The organism is Hyunsoonleella rubra (genome assembly GCF_042684665.1).
Classification (GTDB): domain Bacteria; phylum Bacteroidota; class Bacteroidia; order Flavobacteriales; family Flavobacteriaceae; genus Jejuia; species Jejuia rubra.
The window spans coordinates 1-22,441 of sequence record NZ_JBHULY010000019.1; the positions used below are offsets into that span (position 1 = coordinate 1).

24 protein-coding genes are annotated in these 22,441 nt (G+C 38.4%); 8 read left to right on the plus strand and 16 right to left on the minus strand.

Annotation, left to right across the window (positions count from 1 at the left end; all coding sequences use genetic code 11):
* Positions 1-598: 598 nt before the first annotated feature.
* From asnS to pyrH, 5 genes are all read right to left on the minus strand, one after another.
* Complete coding sequence (gene asnS / locus ACFSR8_RS09715; RefSeq protein ID WP_380291483.1) at positions 599-2,032, minus strand: asparagine--tRNA ligase; 1,434 nt, start codon at positions 2,030-2,032, stop codon at positions 599-601.
* Between the two features lie 116 nt (positions 2,033-2,148).
* Entirely contained in the window at positions 2,149-4,560 is a 2,412-nt protein-coding gene (locus tag ACFSR8_RS09720; RefSeq protein WP_380291485.1) for an efflux RND transporter permease subunit, read from the minus strand.
* Positions 4,561-4,620: 60 nt separating this feature from the next.
* Positions 4,621-5,892, minus strand: a complete 1,272-nt coding sequence (locus tag ACFSR8_RS09725; protein WP_380291487.1) for a hypothetical protein — start codon at positions 5,890-5,892, stop codon at positions 4,621-4,623.
* A 56-nt stretch (positions 5,893-5,948) separates the two neighbouring features.
* Complete coding sequence (gene frr / locus ACFSR8_RS09730; RefSeq protein ID WP_380291489.1) at positions 5,949-6,506, minus strand: ribosome recycling factor; 558 nt, start codon at positions 6,504-6,506, stop codon at positions 5,949-5,951.
* A 148-nt stretch (positions 6,507-6,654) separates the two neighbouring features.
* The gene (gene pyrH, locus ACFSR8_RS09735; RefSeq protein ID WP_186557800.1) at positions 6,655-7,362 is read right to left on the minus strand and encodes a UMP kinase; all 708 of its coding nucleotides are present in this window, start codon (positions 7,360-7,362) and stop codon (positions 6,655-6,657) included.
* A gap of 117 nt (positions 7,363-7,479) precedes the next feature.
* Here pyrH and ACFSR8_RS09740 point away from each other — a divergent pair, with 117 nt between their 5' ends.
* On the plus strand, positions 7,480-7,785 hold the full coding sequence (locus tag ACFSR8_RS09740) for a GIY-YIG nuclease family protein (RefSeq protein ID WP_380291492.1): 306 nt from the start codon (positions 7,480-7,482) through the stop codon (positions 7,783-7,785).
* Between the two features lie 113 nt (positions 7,786-7,898).
* Here ACFSR8_RS09740 and tsf read toward each other — a convergent pair whose 3' ends face one another.
* The 5 genes from tsf to ACFSR8_RS09765 form a co-directional block, all read right to left on the minus strand.
* On the minus strand, positions 7,899-8,873 hold the full coding sequence (gene tsf, locus ACFSR8_RS09745; protein ID WP_380291494.1) for a translation elongation factor Ts: 975 nt from the start codon (positions 8,871-8,873) through the stop codon (positions 7,899-7,901).
* Positions 8,874-8,954: 81 nt separating this feature from the next.
* On the minus strand, positions 8,955-9,728 hold the full coding sequence (gene rpsB, locus ACFSR8_RS09750; protein WP_186557802.1) for a 30S ribosomal protein S2: 774 nt from the start codon (positions 9,726-9,728) through the stop codon (positions 8,955-8,957).
* A 228-nt stretch (positions 9,729-9,956) separates the two neighbouring features.
* Positions 9,957-10,343 (minus strand): 30S ribosomal protein S9, encoded by a 387-nt coding sequence (gene rpsI / locus ACFSR8_RS09755; protein ID WP_380291496.1) that lies wholly within the window; start codon positions 10,341-10,343, stop codon positions 9,957-9,959.
* Positions 10,343-10,798 (minus strand): 50S ribosomal protein L13, encoded by a 456-nt coding sequence (gene rplM, locus ACFSR8_RS09760; protein WP_380291498.1) that lies wholly within the window; start codon positions 10,796-10,798, stop codon positions 10,343-10,345. Before rplM ends, rpsI begins: the two co-directional genes overlap by 1 nt.
* Positions 10,799-10,982: 184 nt before the next feature.
* Positions 10,983-11,570 carry a TetR/AcrR family transcriptional regulator gene (locus ACFSR8_RS09765; RefSeq protein ID WP_380291500.1) on the minus strand — a complete coding sequence of 196 codons (588 nt, stop codon included), beginning with the start codon at positions 11,568-11,570 and terminating at the stop codon, positions 10,983-10,985.
* A 72-nt stretch (positions 11,571-11,642) separates the two neighbouring features.
* Here ACFSR8_RS09765 and ACFSR8_RS09770 point away from each other — a divergent pair, with 72 nt between their 5' ends.
* Entirely contained in the window at positions 11,643-12,077 is a 435-nt protein-coding gene (locus ACFSR8_RS09770; protein ID WP_380291502.1) for a cupin domain-containing protein, read from the plus strand.
* Positions 12,078-12,106: 29 nt separating this feature from the next.
* Here ACFSR8_RS09770 and ACFSR8_RS09775 read toward each other — a convergent pair whose 3' ends face one another.
* Complete coding sequence (locus tag ACFSR8_RS09775; RefSeq protein ID WP_380291504.1) at positions 12,107-12,664, minus strand: cupin domain-containing protein; 558 nt, start codon at positions 12,662-12,664, stop codon at positions 12,107-12,109.
* A gap of 188 nt (positions 12,665-12,852) precedes the next feature.
* Here ACFSR8_RS09775 and rpoN point away from each other — a divergent pair, with 188 nt between their 5' ends.
* Together rpoN and ACFSR8_RS09785 are read left to right on the plus strand one after the other, a co-directional pair.
* Entirely contained in the window at positions 12,853-14,313 is a 1,461-nt protein-coding gene (gene rpoN, locus ACFSR8_RS09780) for an RNA polymerase factor sigma-54 (protein ID WP_380291506.1), read from the plus strand.
* Positions 14,310-14,921 (plus strand): hypothetical protein, encoded by a 612-nt coding sequence (locus ACFSR8_RS09785; protein WP_380291508.1) that lies wholly within the window; start codon positions 14,310-14,312, stop codon positions 14,919-14,921. The genes rpoN and ACFSR8_RS09785 overlap by 4 nt, the downstream gene beginning before the upstream one ends.
* Here ACFSR8_RS09785 and ACFSR8_RS09790 read toward each other — a convergent pair.
* From ACFSR8_RS09790 to ACFSR8_RS09805, 4 genes are all read right to left on the minus strand, one after another.
* Positions 14,918-15,613, minus strand: coding sequence for a porin family protein (locus ACFSR8_RS09790; RefSeq protein WP_380291510.1), 696 nt, complete (start codon positions 15,611-15,613; stop codon positions 14,918-14,920). The two genes, ACFSR8_RS09785 and ACFSR8_RS09790, sit on opposite strands and share 4 nt — an antisense overlap.
* Before the next feature lie 112 nt (positions 15,614-15,725).
* Positions 15,726-16,178 (minus strand): DUF3157 family protein, encoded by a 453-nt coding sequence (locus tag ACFSR8_RS09795; protein WP_380291512.1) that lies wholly within the window; start codon positions 16,176-16,178, stop codon positions 15,726-15,728.
* Between the two features lie 39 nt (positions 16,179-16,217).
* Positions 16,218-16,448, minus strand: a complete 231-nt coding sequence (locus ACFSR8_RS09800) for a helix-turn-helix domain-containing protein (protein ID WP_380291514.1) — start codon at positions 16,446-16,448, stop codon at positions 16,218-16,220.
* A 3-nt stretch (positions 16,449-16,451) separates the two neighbouring features.
* Positions 16,452-16,955: a DUF2975 domain-containing protein gene (locus tag ACFSR8_RS09805; RefSeq protein WP_380291516.1), complete on the minus strand. Its 504-nt coding sequence runs from the start codon at positions 16,953-16,955 to the stop codon at positions 16,452-16,454.
* A 119-nt stretch (positions 16,956-17,074) separates the two neighbouring features.
* Here ACFSR8_RS09805 and ACFSR8_RS09810 point away from each other — a divergent pair, with 119 nt between their 5' ends.
* The 4 genes from ACFSR8_RS09810 to ACFSR8_RS09825 all read left to right on the plus strand — a co-directional run bounded on the left by ACFSR8_RS09810 (position 17,075) and on the right by ACFSR8_RS09825 (position 21,335).
* The gene (locus ACFSR8_RS09810; RefSeq protein ID WP_380291518.1) at positions 17,075-18,211 is read left to right on the plus strand and encodes an aminotransferase class I/II-fold pyridoxal phosphate-dependent enzyme; all 1,137 of its coding nucleotides are present in this window, start codon (positions 17,075-17,077) and stop codon (positions 18,209-18,211) included.
* Positions 18,208-18,816 (plus strand): dethiobiotin synthase, encoded by a 609-nt coding sequence (bioD, locus tag ACFSR8_RS09815; RefSeq protein ID WP_380291520.1) that lies wholly within the window; start codon positions 18,208-18,210, stop codon positions 18,814-18,816. Before ACFSR8_RS09810 ends, bioD begins: the two co-directional genes overlap by 4 nt.
* Positions 18,813-20,078: an adenosylmethionine--8-amino-7-oxononanoate transaminase gene (gene bioA, locus ACFSR8_RS09820; protein WP_380291521.1), complete on the plus strand. Its 1,266-nt coding sequence runs from the start codon at positions 18,813-18,815 to the stop codon at positions 20,076-20,078. The genes bioD and bioA overlap by 4 nt, the downstream gene beginning before the upstream one ends.
* 102 nt (positions 20,079-20,180) lie before the next feature.
* Complete coding sequence (locus ACFSR8_RS09825; protein ID WP_380291523.1) at positions 20,181-21,335, plus strand: beta-ketoacyl synthase N-terminal-like domain-containing protein; 1,155 nt, start codon at positions 20,181-20,183, stop codon at positions 21,333-21,335.
* A gap of 33 nt (positions 21,336-21,368) precedes the next feature.
* On the opposite strand, the gene ACFSR8_RS09830 is transcribed toward ACFSR8_RS09825, so the two are convergent.
* Positions 21,369-22,400, minus strand: coding sequence for a sugar-transfer associated ATP-grasp domain-containing protein (locus ACFSR8_RS09830; protein ID WP_380291525.1), 1,032 nt, complete (start codon positions 22,398-22,400; stop codon positions 21,369-21,371).
* Positions 22,401-22,441: the final 41 nt, after the last annotated feature.

Genomic DNA, 22,441 nt, shown 5'->3' on the forward strand with positions numbered 1-22,441 from the left:
GGTTTGTCTTTGATAGAAATATCAACAATATTAAAACTAGCATTATTTAAAATGCACAACGGGTTATCAACAAATAAATTATTATTAAAATATTGAAAACCGCGCTTTGTCATATCGACAGAGCGAAGGATGAGTGACGAGATATCTCATAATGATGAGATTCCTCCTCGTTCCTCATTCGGAATGACATACTTATAACAATAAACATCTCTAAAAAATTGATTATCAAATAGTAATACATCTAACTCACGTTATTATTAGATATTTAACAATGATTTATTTAGTTCCATTCACCTCCTTTTTTATATAGAATTTGATCTCCACAAATGCGTTTGCAATCCTCTAATCTTAAAAAAGTATGTGTTCTATAGGCAAGTAGGTCTCCCGTCCTGAAGATACAAGATTGTTTAAAGAAGAAAAATTAGGTAGATATAATAGATCGTCTTATATGAAGTGTTAATTCCCGCTAACACTATCAAAACTTTTGCTTGGTGTTATAGAGTAACCGTTATCTTGCTTATGTCTGCAATGCAACATTTTTCAACAAAATGCAAAAAGGGACTCGTAAGGACTTTAGTTTAACTTCAAAACAGGCTTACTAAAACTCCGCATTCTGAGGCGTCCGCGGATAAGGAATCACGTCCCTAATATTGCCCATTCCGGTAACGAACATTACTAAACGCTCAAAACCAAGCCCAAATCCGGAGTGTACTGCAGTACCATACTTTCTCAAGTCCAAATACCACCACAATTCTTCTTCAGGAATGTCTAGAGCGGCCATTTTTTCCTTTAGCACTTCCAAACGTTCCTCACGTTGCGAGCCACCAACGATTTCCCCAATGCCGGGAAACAAAATATCCATGGCTCGAACAGTTTTACCGTCCTCATTTAAGCGCATATAAAAGGCTTTGATATTGGCAGGATAATCAAAAAGGATAACTGGGCATTTGAAGTGTTTTTCCACCAAATAACGCTCGTGTTCACTTTGTAAATCCGTGCCCCATTCCTCAATCGGGAACTTGAATTTTTTCTTTTTATTAGGTTTGCAGTTGCGCAAAATATCAATTGCTTCAGTGTAACTGACTCGCTTGAAGTTATTATCAATTACGAATTTCAATTTTTCAATCAAGCTCATGTCGCTGCGTTCCGCTTGCGGTTTAGTTTTTTCCTCATTTAAAAGGCGTTGCTCCAGAAAATCCAAATCATCACGATTATGCTCCAAAACGTAATTCAGCACATATTTCATAAAATCCTCGGCCAAATCCATGTTGCCTGGCAGGTCCATAAAAGCCACTTCGGGCTCAATCATCCAAAACTCTGATAAATGCCTCGATGTATTGGAGTTTTCAGCTCGAAATGTGGGGCCGAAGGTATACACTTTTCCCAAAGACATGGCATAAGTTTCGGCCTCTAACTGTCCCGAAACGGTCAGGTTGGTTTCCTTTCCGAAGAAGTCCTTGGAATAGTCCACCTTGCCATTGCCGTTTATCGGTGGGTTTTTAACATCTAGTTTCGTCACTTTGAACATTTCCCCGGCTCCCTCGGCATCACTGCCTGTGATAATCGGGGTGTGCATGTAGTAAAACCCATGGTCATTAAAATATTTATGAACGGCGTAGGACAGCGCAGAACGCAATCGCATCACGGCACTAAACGTATTTGTGCGCGTCCTTAAATGGGCATGTTCGCGCAAAAATTCGAAGGAATGTTTTTTGGGTTGAATAGGATAGGCTTCTGGGTCGGAATCGCCCAAAACTTCCAATTCGCTCACTATAATTTCTACAGCCTGTCCTTTGCCTTGGCTTTCTACCAATTCACCCTTTATGTGCAGTGCGGCCCCAGTGGTAATGCGTTTTAAAACAGCCTCTTCCATAGTTTCAAAATCCACTACACATTGGATATTATTCAGAGTAGAGCCATCGTTTAAAGCTATAAATCGATTCGCCCTAAAGGTTCTAACCCAGCCTTTTACTTCTACTTCTGGTAGCTTATTTTCTTGCTTTAATAACTGAGAGACAGAATACAACTGCATACATAAGGGTTTTGAACAGTAAATATAATGGTTTCAAACTTGAAAAATCAAATTCTAAAATCTAAAAATTAGATAAAATTTGGATTAATTATTTAAAATCAGGTTTTAAAGTGTAATCAGTCTTCATTTACAGCAGCTTCCTCCTCCTTGTCATCTTCCTCAGGAATAATATTGATAGGCGGTTTTCTTAACACTTCTTTGTTGGCTATACTTCTTTCTAAGGATAATAATAGCGAAGGCAATAGCAATAAATTGGACAGCATGGCGAACAAAAGTGTTGCTGAAACCAAAGCCCCCAAAGCTACGGTACCCCCAAAACTGGAAATTGTAAATACCGAAAATCCAAAAAACAGGACGATAGAAGTATAAAACATACTGACCCCGGTTTCACGGAGCGCACCGTAGACGGACGGTTTAATTTTCCATTTGTTGGCTTGGAGTTCCTGACGGTATTTGGCTAAAAAGTGAATTGTGTCGTCTACCGAAATACCGAAGGCAATACTAAACACCAAAATAGTTGATGGTTTTATAGGGACCCCAATGTAGCCCATTAAGCCTGCGGTAACCAAAAGTGGCAACAGGTTGGGGATTAAAGATACAATAATCATTCTGCCGGATCGGAACATATAGGCCATGAATAATGAAATCAACAAAATGGCTAAAGACAAGGATATGGCTAGATTTTTAATCAAATATTTTGTCCCTTTTTGGAATACGAGGGCCTTTCCTGTTAAGGTGACATCATATCGTTCGGCTGGAAAAACCTTGTCGATTTTTTCTTGGAGGTTTTCTTGGATTCGCTCCATTTTATCGGTGCCGATATCCTTCATAAAGGTGGTAATGCGGGCATATTGTCCCGTGCTATCCACAAAATTTTTCAGTAAATCTACATCCGAAGATGAGTTTTTTGCGTAAGATAAAATAAAGCTGTTTTCCTGTGAGGTGGGGAGCTGGTAATATTTAGGATTGCCATTGTAATAGGCCTGTTTTGAATATTTTACCAGCCCGACTACCGAAATGGGTTTTGAAAGTTCGGGGGTTTCCTCAATATAAGCTTCAATCTGGTCCATTCGCTTTAAGGTGGACAGTTTCATCACACCTTTTTTACGTTTGGTGTCAACCATAATTTCAACCGGCAAAATACCGTCAAATTCGGCTTCAAAAAACCGAATATCATTTACAAATGGCGATTCTTGCGGCATATCTTCAATCAAACTCCCCGAAATCTTTATTTGATACATGCCAATCATACTCACAATCACCAGCAAAACAGATATGGCATAAATTGCAATGCGCCGTTGCCTTACCATACGTTCCATCCAGTCTACAAACCCGCCTATCCAACGCTTGTTTAAATGCTCCAAATGGCGGTCCTTCGGGAATGGAAGAAAGGTATAAATGATTGGAATAATTAGAAGACAAAGAATAAATATGGCCAGAATACTCAAGGAGGCAACAATACCGAATTCTTTTAAAAGGGTGCTTTCCGTAAGAATAAAAGTTGCAAAACCCGAGGCAGTAGTAACATTGGTCATCAAGGTAGCATTACCTATTTTGGTAATAACTCGTTGCAAGGATTTCACCTTATTCCCGTGCAATTTCACCTCATGCTGATATTTGTTGATAAGGAAAATACAGTTGGGTATGCCAATAACGATGATCAAAGGTGGAATAAGTGCCGTTAATACGGTGATTTCATATTTGAGCAAACCGATAATGCCCAAGGTCCACATGACCCCTATGCATACCACAATAAGTGAAATAAAAGTGGCTCGAAACGACCTGAAAAAGAAAAAGAAGATCAATGAAGTAACCAACATGGCGGCCAAGACAAATTTGCCGATTTCGCCAATAATGTTTTCTGCATTTTTGGTGCGGATATATGGCATACCTGAAACGCGAACGTCCAGTCCGTAATCCTTTTCAAAAGCCTCTATTTTTGGTTCTAAAATATTGAGTACGAACTCCTTTCTAGTGGAAGTGTTTACTAGTGATTTTTCAAAATATAGAGCGGTACGAATCGTTTTGGTTTCGCTGTTAAACAGAAAATTATCGTAAAAAGGGTACTTATTGAATAGCTCGTTTTGCAGGGTTTCAATTTGCGCAACACTTGTTATCGAGTCCTTGATAAACGGCTCTAAAACGAAGCGCTCTTCTTCAGAATTTTTTACAAGCTTTTGAAGATCTTTTATTGAAATAACGGCTTCAATGGCATCATAGCTTTTAAATTCCCCACAAAACCTGTTCCAGGCATTGAGGAGTTTTACATCAAATACGGCCGTATCTTTCACGCCGATGACGATCAAATTGCCTTCTTCTCCAAAGGTGTCCAAAAAGTTGCTGTAGCTGATATTGGCTTCGTGGTGGTCGGGAAGCAGGTTCGCCTCGGTATTGCTAAAACGCATATTGTCCCATTGGGTGCTGAACAGATAGGTTGCAATAATTATCCCAACAAGAATTACTATTTTATTCCGAAGAATAATCCTAGCGGTCAGGTCCCAAAAGTCTTTTGTCAATAATTTAAACATGCGTTTTTATAACGATGGGCAAAGGTAGAAAAAACAATGTAGTAAGTGTGGTTAAAACCCCTATAATGTTACGTTAAAAGTAAATTTAAAGGCCACATTATCAGCAATAGACGGAAGGTGATAAGCCCCGTAGCGATAAGTAAAGCTCAAACCAAAACCAAAGAGCAATTTGTTCAGTTCAAACCCTGATTCCGTATAGCCTTTTTTTAGTGAACCGAAGGTGATATTTTGATGACGTTCCGGATTTTTCATGTCTCCAATGGCGTAGCGGGTGATCAAGACCAATTGCGGCTTGTAACGTTGCGAAATATTGAAGGGTTTTAAATAATGTTTAAGCTGGGCGGTGGTGAATTTGTCCGAAAAAAACTCGTTAAAGTACATGGTTTCAAAGCTGGTCAGTCCTGCTACCGAAAAACGTTGCATCACTGTTTCCTTATTGATATTGTTGGGATAAGCATGATATAGATGAGTAAGAGGTGTATTTCCCCTTGCAATGCCCGACACGAAAGTGAATTCCGAAATATTTTCATTTTTATGCTCAATGCGATGAATGGTTTTGAGGTCTAATTTGACAAAATTGAAATCGCCATCAAATACACCCTTATAACTTTTTGTCAACTGCATTGTGAATTTTGGAAAGCCTTCTTTCATTTCGGGCAGCATATCTTCGGTGTCCTTAAATTTATTGAAAGGACTCCAGGCCAATGATACGGTGGCGGTACTAAAATTAAATTTACTCCATGTATCTCCATCTAAGGCGTACTGATAGCTGTAAGTCGGTTCTACATTACTAATAGCAAATTGTAATTCAGAAGATAATTTGGGGTGCAATTGGTGCTCCAAAGAAATCGCATGTGTGATATGTTTATGGAACAAATCGATATTCAACAAACGGGGTTCAAAAAACTGGAAAAATCTTGTGTCAGTTAAAAACTTTGAACTACCGGTTTCCTGAAGATCGTCGGTATAGGAATAGTTCAGCCATGTGTTGGTTTGGGGAGCAAGTCGTACCCCACCACCAACACTATATTTAAATCGTTGATCGGCAAATCCGTAAACCAGATAGGAATTGATTCTGAACTTATTTGAGAAATTTTCATTGGTAACCCCGCCTAGCCCTGTACGTAAACCCTCGTACTGATTGTATTTTACAAGATAGCGGAGATCAAAATCGAAATATTTTGTTGGTAAATATCCGTTACCCAACTGTTTTAATAGAAAATCTTTGTCTGTGGAGTCTTTTTGGATTTCAAAGGACTGTTCAATTGAATTTTGTGCTTGCGCCAGATAACAAAGGCAAAGACAAAGAAGGGAAGCACAAAATTTTATCATTAGTTAATAAACGAAACTGGGTTTTAAGAAAAAAAGCGACTTTCCTGTCGCTTCCTTTATACTGTCATGATTTCTTTTTCCTTATGGTCAAAGATATCATCTATTTTCTTAACGTAGGTATCGGTCATTTCTTGTATGTCAATTTCGGCATTCTTTTGAAGATCTTCCGAAACATCATCCAGCTTCTTAATATCGTTATTGGCATCTTTTCTCGCATTTCTAACGCCAATCTTAGCATCCTCTGCTTCGGCCTTGGCTTGTTTTGCAAGGGTCTTTCTGCGTTCCTCGGTTAGTGGTGGCACATTAATAATAATGCTTTCGCCATTGTTCATTGGGTTAAATCCTAGATTGGCAATCATGATGCCGCGCTCAATTTCTTGTAGCATACTTTTTTCCCACGGTTGAACGGTGATAGTCCGTCCGTCTGGAGTATTTACATTGGCTACCTGGTTCAACGGCGTTTGAGAACCGTAGTAATCTACCATCACACTGCCCAACATAGCAGGAGATGCTTTGCCTGCTCTAATATTGACCAATTGTTTTTCGAGGTGCTTCATAGCCGCATCCATGGCTTCCTTGGCCGTATCAATTATAAATTGTATGTCTTCGTTCATCTTTTAAAAATTTAATTGCTTACAAAAGATTCAAAAATTACGCCAAAATAAAACATTTTTATTTTAGATTCCCGTTCCGATAGCTATCGGCGTCACGGGAATGACAGATTTAAAGGAATTCGTCGCTAAGCGACGAGACACTTTTCAATTAAATATTGACCACAGTCCCAATGCTTTCCCCGGAAACCACTTTAAGTAGGTTTCCTTTTTTATTCATGTCAAACACGATTATAGGCAATTCATTCTCTTGGCTCAGTGTAAATGCTGTGGTATCCATAACTTTTAGCCCTCGCTTTAATACATCTTCAAATGATATCGTGTTGAACTTTGTGGCTGAACTGTCCTTTTCAGGGTCGGTATTATAAATACCATCTACCCGCGTACCCTTTAAAATTACATCTGCCTCTATCTCAATGGCCCGTAACACGGCCGCGGAATCTGTTGTAAAATAAGGATTTCCCGTGCCACCACCAAAAATTACCACACGTCCTTTTTCCAAATGGCGCATTGCTTTTCTGCGAATAAATGGCTCAGCTACCTCATTAATTTTAATTGCTGTTTGTAACCTTGTAGGGACCCCAGCATTCTCAAGAGCGCTTTGCAACGCTAAACCATTAATGACGGTAGCAAGCATGCCCATATGATCGCCTTGCACACGGTCCATGCCATTACTGGCACCTGCCACACCACGGAAAATATTGCCTCCGCCGATAACAATGGCGACTTCAACACCTTTGTCAGTTATCGTTTTGATGTCGTTGGCGTATTCCGCCAAGCGGTCAGGATCGATGCCGTATTGGCGTTTTCCCATTAAGGCCTCGCCTGATAGTTTGAGGAGAATTCTTTTGTATTTCATTTGACTTTTGAAGTTTAGCAAAACTACATAATTTTTTTGTTTAACGAATTTATAATCGGGTCAATTTGTCATTCAGAGCGTAGCGAAGAATCTTCGTATTTTACTATATTTCAAACCATGAAAACAATAGGTAATCATAACTATTACGTTTATATTTTGACCAATAAGAAAAAGACGGTACTATATACTGGTGTTACAAATAACTTGAAAGAGCGATTACATTTTCATAATAATCCCTTGCCATTTTCAAAAGCTTTTACTGCTAAGTATAGATGTTTTTATTTAATTTACTACGAGCATTTTTTCGATATAGAGGATGCCATTAGGAGAGAAAAACAGATCAAAGGAAAAAGCAGAATGAAAAAGGAGTTAATAATTTCAGATTTTAATCCTCACTGGAAGTTCTTGAACGACAAGATTTAAAATGAGATTCATCGGTCGTGCCTCCCTCTGAATGACAAGAACATAAAAAACCACGATTCTTAATCGAATCGTGGTTTTTTATGTTAAAGGTACCTGTGTTTAAGGAAATTGGTTTATCCCAAAGTAACACGCTTGAACCCAGTGATTTCTACTTCGCCATAAGAAGAAACGTAAGCTTCAACAGTTTTCTTCTCGTCTTTAATGAAGTTTTGGTTCAACAAACACTGTTCTTGATCCAAAGTAGTATTATCTGAGATGAAACGTTGCATTTTACCTGGTAAAATTCTGTCCCAGATTTGCTCAGGCTTACCTTCAGCTTTCAATTCAGCTTTGGCATCTTCCTCTGCTTGAGCAATAACTTCAGGAGTTAATTGTAACTGAGAAATGAATTTTGGTACATTTTTCAATGTTTTGCCTAAACGTGCCAATTCTTCGTTGTCTTTTTCGATAGCCGCAATTCTAGCTTCAGTTTCAGATGCTACATAAGCTGGGTCAAAATCTTTGTAAGATAGGGTAGTAGCACCCATAGAAGCGATTTGCATCGCTACATCTTTAGCCAAAGTTTCAATATTAGCTACAACGCTAGAAAACCCAACGATAGCAGCAATCTTGTTGATGTGAACGTATGAACCAACATAAGCAGCCTCAACTTTTTCAAAAGCTTTAATGTCCAGTTTTTCCCCGATAACACCAGTTTGCTCAACTAATTTGTCAGCAACGGTCATACCGTCAAAATCGGCAGCCAAAAACTCTTCTTTAGAAGAAGTGCCTAATGCAATCTCACCAAGTTGGCTGGCCAATGCTAAGAAGTTTTCGTTTTTACCAACAAAGTCAGTTTCACAACCTAAAACAAGGGCAACACCAACAGTATTGTCAGCGTTAACTTTTGCAACGGCTGCACCTTCAGTAGATTCTCTGTCTGCTCTCTTAGCGGCTACTTTTTGTCCTTTTTTACGAAGGATTTCAATCGCTTTATCAAAATCACCTTCAGCTTCAACTAAGGCTTTTTTGCAGTCCATCATACCTGCGCCTGTAGCTTGTCTTAATTTATTAACCTCTTGGGCTGTAATTTTTACTATAGTACTCATGATATTTTTAATTTAAAAAAGCCGTTTAATTTATTTCGAAGAGAAAATAACTAAACGACTTCAATGTTGTATTTGTGTTATTTATTCTTCTTCCTCGGCTACAACTGCTTCAGCTTTTTTGGCTTCAGCTTTCGGTGCGTCTTTTTCAGCTGCTCCAGCTTCTTTTTCAGCTTTACGTTCTGCCAAACCACCAGCTACAGCATCAGTAACGTGGGTTAAAATCTTGTTGATTGATTTAGAAGCATCGTCGTTTGCAGGGATCACATAATCCACTTGGCGTGGGTCTGAATTGGTATCCACCATTGCAAAGATTGGAATGTTTAATTTCTGTGCTTCTTTAATCGCAATGTGCTCACGCTTGATGTCTACAACAAATAAAGCACCTGGTAAACGCGTCATGTCACTGATAGAACCTAAGTTCTTTTCTAGCTTCGCTCTTAAACGGTCTACTTGTAAACGCTCCTTTTTAGATAACGTGTTGAACGTGCCATCCTTCTTCATTCTATCGATAGAGGCCATTTTCTTAACCGCTTTTCTGATAGTAACAAAGTTGGTCAACATCCCACCTGGCCATCTTTCAGTGATGTAAGGCATGTTAATGGCACTTGCTTTTTCAGCAACGATGTCCTTCGCTTGCTTTTTAGTAGCTACGAACAAGATTTTACGTCCTGAAGCTGCAATTTTTGCCAATGCCGCTCCAGCTTCATCAATCTTAGCTGCCGTTTTGTAAAGGTTGATAATATGGATGCCGTTGCGCTCCATATAAACGTAAGGTGCCATGTTTGGGTCCCACTTACGTGTAAGGTGTCCAAAGTGTACACCTGCTTCTAGTAGTTCTTTTACTTCTACTGCCATTTTTTGTAATAGTTTACGTTCTGTTGAATTAGCAATGGTAAAGTGGTCATTTTTCAAATCGCCTTCACCATTTAGATGCTAAACTAAATCTTTCCGCTTTCGCGAAATAGACAACAATAACTGGTTTTCAATTTTGCTGTCCCGATAGCTATCGGGATAAGCGTTTTCAATAAAATAAAGTAATTCAGAATCTGAAGGATCAGATTCTGAATTAAGAGTTTTGGAATATTAACGTTTAGAGAACTGGAATTTCTTACGCGCTTTCTTCTGACCGAATTTCTTACGCTCCACCATTCTTGGATCTCTTGTTAACAAACCTTCTGGCTTAAGGATACCTCTGTTTTCGGCATCTACCTCGCAAAGTGCTCGGGAGATGGCTAAACGCACAGCTTCTGCCTGACCAGTGATACCACCGCCATATACATTTACTGTAATATCAAAGTTGCCATCATTGTTAGTCAAAGCCAATGGTTGCTTTACCTTGTACTGCAATGTAGCAGTGGTAAAGTAACTCGCTAAGTCTTTTTTGTTCACCGTGATGTTACCTTTTCCTTCGGCAACATACACACGAGCAACAGCCGTCTTTCTACGGCCGATTTTGTGAATTACATCCATTAATTAAATTCGTTTAAATTGATTGTTTTTGGTTTTTGAGCCTCGTGTTTGTGCTCAGAACCAACTACAACCGTTAGGTTACGGAATAAAGCTGAACCTAGTTTGTTTTTAGGTAGCATTCCTTTTACTGATTTTTCTACTAAGCGTGCTGGGCTTTTTCCAAACAACTCGTTAGCAGTTAAACTTCTTTGCCCACCTGGGTAACCTGTGTGACGGATATACGTTTTATCGTTCCACTTGTTTCCAGATAAGTTGATTTTTTCAGCATTGATAACAATTACGTTATCTCCGCAATCAACGTGTGGCGTGAAGTTTGGCTTGTGCTTACCTCTTAAAAGTTTTGCAACTTTAGAAGCTAAACGACCAAGCGTTTGATTTTCAGCATCAACAACTACCCACTGCTTATCAACAGTAGCTTTGTTGGCCGAAATCGTTTTGTAGCTTAATGTGTCCACACTTACTTATTTTTCTGATTAAACATTTCTCTTTCTGAAAAAGAGTTTGCAAATCTACGATTAAATATTTGATTACCAAATAGCGGGTTGGCTTTTTTAGGAAGTATTTTTAGTGGAAAAAACTACTTGAAAAATGGGGTGTTATCCCAAATTTAGGTTAAAGAAATTTGAATAAATCTGCCCATTATTTGATGCCAAAATTTTCTAGCATGAGCAACAGCCCTTTTTTAAGTTGACCTAGTGCCTCATGATTTGAAAGTCCGGAAACATCCTTTGAGATAATTATGGGCTCAATACCCATTAATAGCGTAAAAATATGACTCATTTCGTTTTTTTCTTTAGTGGCAAAATCGGTGTTTTTGAAAGCGAGTTGTAGCGCTTTTTCACGTCGGGCACCCCGGGTAGATTCAGAAGACGTCGAGGCTAAATTAAAGCTGAGGTATTTTCTGAAGGCATTTTCGTTTTCGATAGCTAGCAGGTTAAAGTAATCTTGAATACCGAGAATCGTGTCTTTCAAACTTTGGCCTTTTAGCGTTTCTATGAGTTCTTCTGGGCTTAAGGTATTGATGTCCAAACTGGCTTCGGAAGCCAAAACATCCACATTGGAATAATATCTGTAAATAGTAGCCCTAGAAACTCCAGCTTTGAAGGCCACATCTTCAAGGCTAAAATCCAACCCGCCTTTTAAAAAATCGTGGGTGCTTTTAAGAATCTTGTCTCTGGTACTCTGTTTCTGATTGCTTCTTCCCGTATTAATGTAATCTTCATTCATGAGACAAATATCTTATAAGTTTTTGATATTTCAAAAATTATTAATATGTTTGTGAGACAAATGTCTTATAAAATGAAACCAACCAATTCAAAATGGGTCTTAGGCCATAAAGTAACTGTATTTGATACTACCGGAGATTATGATTTAATGCTGGCAGAAACGCCTGCCAATGTACCAGGACCTCCACCGCACTTGCACAAATCTTTTAAAGAATCCTTTTTAATTGTTGAAGGTGAAATGGAATTCTTTATTAATGGTGAAGTCAAAGTGGTACGGGCAGGAGAGTCTGTGGATGTACCGCCAAATACCCTACATACATTTGGCAACAAAAGTGATATGCCTTGCAAATGGGTCAATATCCATAGTCCGAAAGGTTTTAGGAGTTTCTTTGAAAAAATGGGAATCCCTGCCGATTTGGAAGGCGCACCAGAAAAATCCATTGCTCCGGAAATTATTCAAAATGTGATGGCTTCTGCGGCAGATTTTGATATGATTATCAAAGTGTAGACTTTAGCTCTTTTCGATTTAGGTTTGAGCTATTTTTCTACACCAGTGTATTTTTTATAGATAGCTCTATACCCTAATAACCTAGCCAAAGGCCCAACAGTGTTCATTAAAATATTTTGAATGCCCAGAGGGATAGTTGCCAATCTGGAAGGGCTTTCTAGGTATTTTCCCGTTACCATAGCTTGCAAAAAGGGCAGTTTGCCTTCTTTTACCTTTCGGTCATTAATCATCCCGAACAAATTTTCAATAAATAGATCCACGTCTATCCCGGGGGTAATGGTTTGAATGTACTCTACGGGAGCATCATCGGTATTATAATGGTTGTGCGCCTCGTTTTTTGGCAATGTAACTTCCTCCCCGGCATTGAGATAGTGTTGTTGCCCATCAAGAAAATAAGTCATTCTACCCGATAGGATTTTAAAGGTTTCTTCTTGTAGAATATGGATGTGGTCATCAACGGTTTGACCTTTGCTTTTTAAGGTAACTTTCATTGTAACGCGTTCGCCATTGGTGTCGGCCGAGGTTTCTAAAAATTCGATAGTATCTCCGCTAAACTGATCGACTACTTTTTGTCCTTTGGTTGGCATATTGGTTGGATTTATGGATTAAGATAGAAATATAACAAAAACTCAGGAATCGTATTGGGGACATCTTTATGATTTACACTGGTACTGGCCTTTTGTATTTTTTTTATAAAACTTTTAAATTGGAATAGTTTGGTACGACCTTTGGTTTACGTATTGCTTTTTTTATCTTTGATTAACATCAAACAACCATGTTAAAGCAGCAATTACAGTTTAAATTATCGCAGAAACTTTCACCTCAGCAGATTCAGTTGATGAAGCTCATCCAATTGCCTACCCAGGCGTTTGAGCAACGTTTGAAACAGGAACTGGAGGAAAATCCTGCCTTGGAAAAGGGCAAGGAAAGTGCAGATAACGATCTGGATGCTGATTTAAATAATGATGCAGACGACTATGGAGACAGCGACTCCATAAATGCCGAGGATATTAACGTTGACGAGTATTTGAGTGACGACGAAATTCCAGATTACCGCACCCAGGCCAATAATTACAGCGGGGACGATGATGAGAAAACCATTCCCTACGCTGCCGGCACCTCATTTACGCAACATTTAATCAATCAGTTGAACACATACCGATTAACGGATGATGAACGGGATATTGCAGAGTTTTTAGTGGGTAGCGTGGACGAGAGCGGTTATATCCGGCGTTCACTTTCCGATATTGTGGATGATTTGGCGTTTACACAGAATGTTTACACTACCGAAGATAGTATTGGAAAAGTACTGAAAATTGTGCATCAATTGGACCCTGCCGGGGTGGGAGCTCGAAATTTGCAGGAATGCTTGAGCATTCAACTGCATAGAAAAGAGAAAAATGCGGATACGGATTTGGCTATTCAAATTATCGATGGAGCTTTTGATGCCTTTACCAAAAAGCATTACAAAAAACTTTTGAGCAAATTTGATATTACGGAGGCACAGCTTAAAGATGCCATTTCTGAAATTGAACATTTAAACCCAAAACCGGGTGGCTCCTATTCGGGCAACAATCGTATTGTGGAGCATGTGGTGCCGGATTTCGCCATAAAAATTGTAGATGGCGAATTGGAGTTAACTCTTAACGGCAGAAATGCACCAGAATTGCACGTGTCCCGTGAGTACAACAATATGCTAAAGGGCTATAAGGATGCTAAGGATAAGAGTAAATCCCAGAAGGATGCCGTACTTTTTATCAAACAAAAGCTGGACGCCGCCAAATGGTTTATAGAAGCGATTAAGCAACGCCAACAGACTTTATTTGTGACCATGAGCGCTATTATGCACTATCAAAAAGATTATTTTTTAACGGGTGATGAGCGCCAATTGAAACCGATGATCCTTAAGGATATTGCTGATGAAATTGATATGGATGTTTCTACTGTATCAAGAGTAGCAAATAGTAAATATGTGGACACGCCTTATGGTACAAAGTTAATTAAGGAATTCTTCTCGGAATCCATGAAGAACGACCAGGGAGAGGATGTATCCACTCGGGAAATCAAAAAAATCCTAGAAACAGTAATAGAAGAAGAAAACAAAAGGAAACCGCTTACCGATGAAGCCTTGGCGAAAATGTTAAAAGAGAAAGGCTACCCCATCGCGCGACGTACCGTTGCAAAATACAGGGAACAACTGGATATTCCAGTGGCCCGTTTAAGGAAAAAGATATGATAGGCCATCATATTCTTAGGAGTATATCGGCAATCTTTCATCCGTTAATCATGCCGATTGCTGGTGTTATTTTTTATTTCGCCAAATCGCCTAGGTTTATTCCAGAAGAAATCATCAAAGCTCATTTGGTATCCCTTACTATTCTGACGATTTTTCTCCCTATCCTCTTGTATTTTCTATTAAAAACAATCGGTAAGGTAAAATCTATTCATCTTGCCACCACGCAGGAACGTATCATTCCACTTATTTTGAATGCTATTGTTATTATTTTGGTGATTAAACGCATTATAAAACCCAGCCAAACTGTGGAGCTGTACTACTTTTTCGTTGGGATTTTGATATCCAATATTTCTTGTTTGGCCTTGGCGTTTTTTACGGTAAAGGCCAGCTTACATATGGTAGCGGTCTCGGGGATTTTTATGTTTTTTATTGCCTTAGGTATCCATTTTAGCATTAATATTAATGGCACTTTAGCTTTAATGAGTGTAATAACCGGGGCAGTAGCTACATCGCGGTTGCATATGAATGCTCATACATATGGCGAATTGACTATGGGTGTTTTTATTGGGATGTTTCCCCAATTGATTTTGGTGAATTATTGGCTTTAAAGGATGTAGAACATTAATCCGAGCTTTACGGCATTCATATCCAAGGTTTCGCCATTAATTGTGGTGCTATCTGAAAAAATAGGATTGAGGCCGTAATAGGCATAAAGGTTCCAGGTATTATAGCCCACGCTTAGTGTAAGCCCGTATTGAAAATTATTAAAATCGCCGTTGTTGCTGTATTTCAATTTCCCCAAACTGCCTTCAAACTTGCTTCGGTTTGTAAAGGCATATCCAAATTTTACGCCAGCATAAATGCGCCAAAATTTGTAATCGGAAATCGTGGAGGTACGCCAGCGGTATTCAATCGGTAATTCCAAGACGTGTTCGGAAAACTTATTTTTCGTGAAACTTATTGTGCTTCCATCAATAATGCTGTAATTAAAATTTCCTGAATTATCCTTTTGGATGAGGATATTTTGAATGTAAGAGTTTGTTGAATATCCTAAACCGATGCCAATAGCTTTATTGCGTCTTTTATTTATGGGCATATCCTTGATGTAGCCCAAATGGAACCCGAGAGAAAAGCTCCGCTGTTTTAGTCCACTGGGTTGATTGCCCAAAACATTATAGGTGATGCCAAGATAAAATTGGTCTTCTTTGTATAATGAATCCTTAACCTTGCTGGTGATGTCTTGGGAAAAAAGGTTTACCGAAAAAAGAGTTAAAACTAAAAGTATTAAAAGGTGCTTCATTTGAAATTTCTCTCCAAAACAAATATAGCTAACATTTTACACGGATTGTAGTCTGAAGGAAGCAATATCACAAATATAAAAGTGAAACTAAATGCTGGAGGCTATTTAGCAACTAAAGAAGCTTCCCTTTTTCAATAATTTTATTCCCATTGCGCTTATAAAACACCTTCTTTCCATTAGCGCAGAAAGAGTAATTACCGTATGATTTTTTTTCCTTAGCCGTTAATAGTAAAACGTCATTTTCATCGCACTCGTAATCTTTGGCTACTTTCTTTTTAATATGCTCAATCGTGGCGCGTCCTTTTTTAAGCTGTCTCTGAATTTTTGAATTTAACTGAGGTTCTTCAAAATCTTCCGCTACACCACAGGCATTTGGTTTTAGGGGCTTGATGTCTTTCATTTCAGTGCTATCTACAAGCGTCATCGGTTGCATATCGATATATTCCCAAGTGTAGTCGGCCTTTAGCAAAACACGCCGGCCATCTTCGGTTTTTACGATATAGTTATTTTGGGAAATAGCCGTAACAGACAACAAAAACAAAAGAATATAAAGGCAATGCTTCATAGCAGAAAAATCTTTTAAGATGAATTCAAAAATACGATTTTATTCCTCAATATCTCCATCAGGTTCAGCATTCACATATTCCAAAATATCGGCTGGTTGACAATCCAAGGCTTTACAGATGGCTTCCAAAGTTGAAAAGCGAATGGCTTTGGCCTTTCCAGATTTTAAAATGGAAAGATTCGCCTCGGTGATGCCAATAATTTCGGCCAGCTCCTTGCTTTTCATGTTGCGTTTGGAAAGCACTATGTCTAGGTTTACGATGATCGGCATGAGCTATATGGTTAAATCGTTCTCTTGTTTGGTGTAGCGTGCTTGTGCAAAAACTTCACTTAAAAACATGAAAAATAAGCCAATAATGATGGGCGTGATCAAAGAAAAATCTATCCCAAGTCTTACGTCACTCAAGAGCATCAGTCTTGTAAAGAACTTAAAGACCGCATAAGAAACACCGCAGACTAAAATTAGCAAACCGATCTTTTTAAAATTACTAATGATCAATTCAGAAAAATAATTGCCTTCGGATAAGTCCTTTAACGTGCATTTAAGCAAATATACGGCTCTAACAAAAAGAAGATAAATAATAGCCGTAATAATCATTAAAGGAATTAGTTTCTGAATACTAATATTTGATGCGTCGTACCCTTCAATAATTCTTAGATCGGAAGTATCGCCCTGTTGAACTGCAATTGGAACAAAAACTAATATGGCAACAAAGGCAATTAGCAATAAATAATAATAAATGTTTATCAATTTTTTTAAAACTTGAATAGTTTTCATAATGATTAATTATTGTTTAACAATAACAAAACTATATAAAATTATTGAAAAACAATAATTATTTTGAAAATTTTAAATTTCCCCATAAAACCAAAAGCATTATCTATATTTGTTTTTAGATGAAAAGCTTCCCTAAAAAACTGGAACAAAAATTAGTCGACCGGACTGCCAATAACGCCCTAAGGCAGTTGAGGGAACCTTGCAAATTGGTGGATTTTTCGTCCAACGATTATCTCGGTTTTTCTAAAAATGAAATCATTTTTAATAAAGCACATCAATTCTTAATCGAGCAGAGCGTCAAACAAAATGGGGCAACAGGCTCGCGCTTACTTTCTGGAAATCATAAACTTTTCAAAATTGTTGAAGAACAGCTATGCGCATTTCATAACTGCGAAGCCTCTTTAATTTTTAATTCGGGCTATGATGCCAATATTGGGTTCTTTTCATGTGTGCCCCAACGTGGCGATGTGATTTTATACGATGAATTTATCCATGCTTCAATTCGAGACGGCATCGGGATGAGTTATGCCAAGTCTTATAAGTTCAAGCATAATGACATACACCATCTTGATGAGATGCTGAAACGAGTTCAGCATGACAACGCCTACGTTGTTACCGAATCCGTATTCTCTATGGACGGTGACTCCCCCGATTTAATCGCAATGGCTGACCTCTGCAAATCTCACAATGCCTTTTTGGTAGTTGACGAAGCCCATGCCGTTGGCGTCTTTGGTACTTCGGGTGTCGGAATGGTTCAACACTTAAATCTGGAAACTGCCGTTTTTGCTCGCATCGTAACTTTTGGAAAAGCTATGGGATGCCACGGTGCTGCGATTTTAGGAAGTGAAACATTAAGGCAATACCTTTTGAATTTTTCCAGAAGTTTTATTTACACCACGGCATTGCCCCCACATAGTTTGGCCACAATTCACTCGGCATATAATAATTTGTTCGAAACCAAAAAAATTCAAGCGCTTCATAAAAATATTGCCTATTTTAAATCGGAACTAGTTCAAAACAACCTTCAGGATATCTTTATTGAATCCAATTCAGCAATTCATTGTTGTGTCATTTCTGGAAACGACAAGGTAAAATCTATTGCAAAACGATTGCAGGAACAAGGTTTTGATGTTAAAGCAATTTTATCTCCAACCGTCCCAAAAGGCCAAGAACGCCTGCGTTTTTGTTTACATTCCTATAATTCCCCCGAAGAAATTTCCAAAGTGTTGCATCTACTTGCTACTTTTGCAATATGACAAGATATTTCATTACGGGCATATCCACCGATGTAGGCAAAACCGTTGCTTCAGCTATCGTTACAGAAGCTTTGGAGGCCGATTATTGGAAACCTGTACAAGCAGGAGAACTTGATAACTGCGACACCAAAAAAGTAAAACGTTTGGTTTCAAATTCAAAATCTAAATTTCATCCCAATGCCTATGCCCTTAAAACACCGATGAGTCCGCATGGGGCGGCAGATATTGACGGCATCACCATCGAATTGGATAAAATTCAAGTTCCAGAAACTAAAAACAGTTTGGTTATCGAAGGCGCTGGCGGTTTATTGGTGCCGTTGAATGATATTGATACGGTTTTTGATTTAATAAGGCCCAACTATAAAGTCATCGTAGTGTCCAGACACTATTTGGGAAGTATCAACCATACACTTTTAACGGTGAACACTTTAAAAGATAAAGGTTTTCCTGTGTCCATTATTTTTAGTGGTGATGAGCATGCTTCAACAGAAGATATCATCAAAAAAATGACGCAAGTTCCAGTTATCGGAAGAATTAATGAAGAGCCGTATTTTGATAAAAATGTGGTTAAGGAATATGCTGAACTGTTTAGAGATAAGCTATGACCTTAAAAGAGCGCGATAAAAAACACCTGTGGCATCCACTTAAACAGCACCAGTTACAACCAGAAAGTATGGCTATTGTAAAAGCAAAAGGGTGCACATTGACCGACGAGGATGGTAATGAGTATATTGATGCTATTGCCTCTTGGTACACCTGTATGTATGGCCATTGCAATGACTACATTACCGAAAAAGTAGCTCTCCAAATGCAACAGTTGGACCATGTGATGTTCAGTGATTTTACACATGAACCAGCGGTTAAACTTTCTGAGGAACTGATTAAAATATTACCTGAGAATCAAAATAAAATTTACTTTAATGACAATGGCTCCACTGCTGTTGAAGCGGCTATAAAAATGGCTTTGCAATACTATTTCAACAAAGGTGAAAAGCGTTCGACTTTTATTGCTTTTGAAAATGGATTTCATGGAGATACCTTTGGAGCCATGAGCGTTTCAGGGCTATCGGTATATAATGGGCCTTTTGAAGATTTTTTAATTGACGTAAAACGGATTCCAACCCCCAATGGCACAAATCATGGGCAAATTCTAGAGCAATTAAAGGATTTCAATTTAAACAATAAAATCGCTGGATTCATTTATGAGCCATTGGTTCAAGGTGCGGCCGGCATGAAAATCCATGACGTTGGTGGTTTGAGTTCCATTTTGGATTATTGCAAATCCCAAAATATCTTAACTATTGCCGATGAGGTGATGACGGGGTTTGGCAAAACAGGACGGTATTTCGCCTCAGATTACATGGATACCAAACCAGATATTATATGCCTAAGCAAAGCATTAACAGCAGGGTTGTTGCCTATGGCCATTACCTCTTGCACACAAGATATTTACGACGGTTTTTTAAGTGATGAAATGGCTAAAGGCTTTTTCCATTGCCATACCTATTCGGCTAATCCGGTAGCTTGTGAGGCCGCAATTGCAGGAATAGAATTGCTGACTTCCGAAAGGATGCAATCCAATATTAGACGGATCACCAAAGCCCACCAAAATTTTGAACTGCGTATTAAAAACCATCCAAAAGTTGGTGCATCTCGTAGTTTGGGCGTTATTTTTGCCCTCGACCTCAATGTCAAAATGCAACGCTACGGCAGTTTACGAGATAAGTTGTTAAAATTTTTTATGGACCGAGGCGTGTTTCTTCGTCCGTTAGGAAATACCATCTATATTCAAGTACCATATATCATCACGACGAAAGAATTGGAAAAAGTGTACCAGGTTATTGAAGATGCTTTGGAAATAGTATAAATTTGCCTACTAAACTTTAACTAACAAATAAACTTCTTTAAAGGTGCTGAATTAATCCCGTCCCGATAACTATTTGGAGTTTTCGGAACAGCATCACAAAATATGCACAAACCCATATCAATAACGGCAATTTCATCCATCTCTCCTCTTGGAAAATCCTCCATAGAGGCTTGGGAAAATTACAAAATCAATTCACATTGTATCACAGAAAAGGAATTTCTGGGTAAAAATGTGTTCGTTTCAAAAATCCCTGTTGAAGCGAAAAAGGAGATTGAAGCATTAAGACAATCGGATTCGAAATATGATACATTGGACGAAACAGTATTGTTTGCCATTTATGCATCAAGGCAAGCCACAAAAAATGCAGGTTGGAAACATTCCGATAATTTTGGGATTAATATTGGTTCCTCCCGGGGAGCCACAGCACTTTTTGAAAAATATCACGAGTCATTTTTAAGGACCAATAAGTCAGATACCCTAAGTTCACCAACAACCACTTTGGGCAATATTTCCTCTTGGGTGGCCCATGATTTGCAAACTGGGGGTCCCGAAATCAGCCACTCCATTACCTGCTCAACGGCTTTGCACAGCATGCTAAACGGTATTGCTTGGATAAACTCAGGTATGTGCAACAAATTTTTGGTAGGAGGCAGTGAAGCACCATTGACACCATTTACCATTGCCCAAATGCAAGCCTTAAAAATTTACTCCAAAGAAAAAGGTGACTTTCCATGCAAGGCCTTAGACCTTGAAAAATCAAAAAACACTATGGTTTTGGGAGAAGGCGCTTCCATGATTTGTTTAGAGGCCGGAGAAAAACAAAAAGCTCTAGCCACAGTTAAAGGTTATGGGTATGCCACCGAAATCCTTAAACATTATGTTTCAATCTCAAGTGATGCAAAATGCTTTCAAAAGTCAATGGCAATGGCCTTGGGAGATATGTCAGCGAGCGATATTGATGTTGTGGTAATGCATGCCCCAGGAACTGTAAAAGGCGACATTTCAGAATATAAAGCCATTAAAGCCATTTTTAAAGATAACGTACCAGCGGTAACTTCAAACAAATGGAAAATCGGGCATACGTTTGGGGCATCGGGGGCACTAAATATTGAATTGGCTGTTTTGATGTTGCAACACCAGAAATTTATTGGTATTCCATATTTAGAAAATCAAAAAGCACCTCAAAAGATTGAAAACATATTGGTCAATGCTGTTGGTTTTGGGGGGAATGCTGTGTCCATTTTGCTTTCAAAATAATATATTAACCGATTAAAAGCTTAAACTAGGTTTTTACATTAAATCTTTCAAAACTTTTTTAACATGCTTATTTTTAAGTAAACCGCCATGTGCAACATCGGAAATGTCCATAGCGGGAGTTGCATTGGCCTCAATGATTACAGGTCCTGACGGGGTAATTGCGATGTCAAAACCAATCAATTTATTAGGTATTAAACGAACTGTTTCTTTAACTAAGGAAAGCACCTCACCGTAAAACGGCACCTTGAAACCATTAAATTCGTAATGGCTGTCCGGGTGTTCGGTTATTTTTTCTCCTCCAAACTTGGCTAGGTAATAGCCGTGTTTATTCAATATTCCCTTTTCAATATCTATCCCAACAAAAAAACCACCAGAAGATGCGTTATCAACAATATTGTCTCCAATGCCAAAACGCATAACGGCCACAATAATCTCAATGCTCCCATCATCAACAATCAAGGTAACAATTCTCAAAGTATTTATGGAATTACTATGGATTTCATTTATCGCCTCGTGCTGCTGCAGTACCTCGTTGTGCACAAAATTACCTTTTATCAACTTCTCATAGTTTTCTTCCAGGACCTGCCTACTGTTGCCTTTTGTAACCCTAAAACATCCTTTTCCTCCCCAATCTGATATCGGTCTAAAAAATACTCCAGCTATATTTTCTTTTGCCAAAATATTCTGAAAAAAATCATGCACACTATCTAAATCATTGATTTTCCAAATTTTATTTTTGTAAAAAAAGGAGTTCCTGAAATTGTAGCTCAGTAACTTGGGTGTTCTCATATTTGCCCTTTCCGAAAACAATGCAAAATACAGTTTATCATCAATCAAATTTTCATAATCAATGTTATGCATGGATTTGTGAAATCTAAAAGTCATGCGTTCCTTGAGCCCCATGTAATCCAAATAGTTAGGCACATCCCTACGGTAGAGATATTTGAAATAGTAATAGGGTATTTCGCGCTTCACCACCATCAATGTTAATACTTCCTTGATGATTTTGAGCGGATGCTTTTTGTGCGGACTCTTTAAAAAAACCTTTAATCTATTTTGGGCCACTTTTCTAATTTTTCCACTTTAAAGATATAAGATTAAAGTTT

Coding starts and splice junctions, on each gene's coding strand:
- asnS (WP_380291483.1), bottom strand. CDS start 2,032: ATGCAGTTGTATTCTGTCTCTCAGTTATTAAAGCAAGAAAATAAGCTA.
- ACFSR8_RS09720 (WP_380291485.1), bottom strand. CDS start 4,560: ATGTTTAAATTATTGACAAAAGACTTTTGGGACCTGACCGCTAGGATT.
- ACFSR8_RS09725 (WP_380291487.1), bottom strand. CDS start 5,892: ATGATAAAATTTTGTGCTTCCCTTCTTTGTCTTTGCCTTTGTTATCTG.
- frr (WP_380291489.1), bottom strand. CDS start 6,506: ATGAACGAAGACATACAATTTATAATTGATACGGCCAAGGAAGCCATG.
- pyrH (WP_186557800.1), bottom strand. CDS start 7,362: ATGAAATACAAAAGAATTCTCCTCAAACTATCAGGCGAGGCCTTAATG.
- ACFSR8_RS09740 (WP_380291492.1), top strand. CDS start 7,480: ATGAAAACAATAGGTAATCATAACTATTACGTTTATATTTTGACCAAT.
- tsf (WP_380291494.1), bottom strand. CDS start 8,873: ATGAGTACTATAGTAAAAATTACAGCCCAAGAGGTTAATAAATTAAGA.
- rpsB (WP_186557802.1), bottom strand. CDS start 9,728: ATGGCAGTAGAAGTAAAAGAACTACTAGAAGCAGGTGTACACTTTGGA.
- rpsI (WP_380291496.1), bottom strand. CDS start 10,343: ATGGATGTAATTCACAAAATCGGCCGTAGAAAGACGGCTGTTGCTCGT.
- ACFSR8_RS09765 (WP_380291500.1), bottom strand. CDS start 11,570: ATGAATGAAGATTACATTAATACGGGAAGAAGCAATCAGAAACAGAGT.
- ACFSR8_RS09770 (WP_380291502.1), top strand. CDS start 11,643: ATGAAACCAACCAATTCAAAATGGGTCTTAGGCCATAAAGTAACTGTA.
- ACFSR8_RS09775 (WP_380291504.1), bottom strand. CDS start 12,664: ATGCCAACCAAAGGACAAAAAGTAGTCGATCAGTTTAGCGGAGATACT.
- rpoN (WP_380291506.1), top strand. CDS start 12,853: ATGTTAAAGCAGCAATTACAGTTTAAATTATCGCAGAAACTTTCACCT.
- ACFSR8_RS09785 (WP_380291508.1), top strand. CDS start 14,310: ATGATAGGCCATCATATTCTTAGGAGTATATCGGCAATCTTTCATCCG.
- ACFSR8_RS09790 (WP_380291510.1), bottom strand. CDS start 15,613: ATGAAGCACCTTTTAATACTTTTAGTTTTAACTCTTTTTTCGGTAAAC.
- ACFSR8_RS09795 (WP_380291512.1), bottom strand. CDS start 16,178: ATGAAGCATTGCCTTTATATTCTTTTGTTTTTGTTGTCTGTTACGGCT.
- ACFSR8_RS09800 (WP_380291514.1), bottom strand. CDS start 16,448: ATGCCGATCATCGTAAACCTAGACATAGTGCTTTCCAAACGCAACATG.
- ACFSR8_RS09805 (WP_380291516.1), bottom strand. CDS start 16,955: ATGAAAACTATTCAAGTTTTAAAAAAATTGATAAACATTTATTATTAT.
- ACFSR8_RS09810 (WP_380291518.1), top strand. CDS start 17,075: ATGAAAAGCTTCCCTAAAAAACTGGAACAAAAATTAGTCGACCGGACT.
- bioD (WP_380291520.1), top strand. CDS start 18,208: ATGACAAGATATTTCATTACGGGCATATCCACCGATGTAGGCAAAACC.
- bioA (WP_380291521.1), top strand. CDS start 18,813: ATGACCTTAAAAGAGCGCGATAAAAAACACCTGTGGCATCCACTTAAA.
- ACFSR8_RS09825 (WP_380291523.1), top strand. CDS start 20,181: ATGCACAAACCCATATCAATAACGGCAATTTCATCCATCTCTCCTCTT.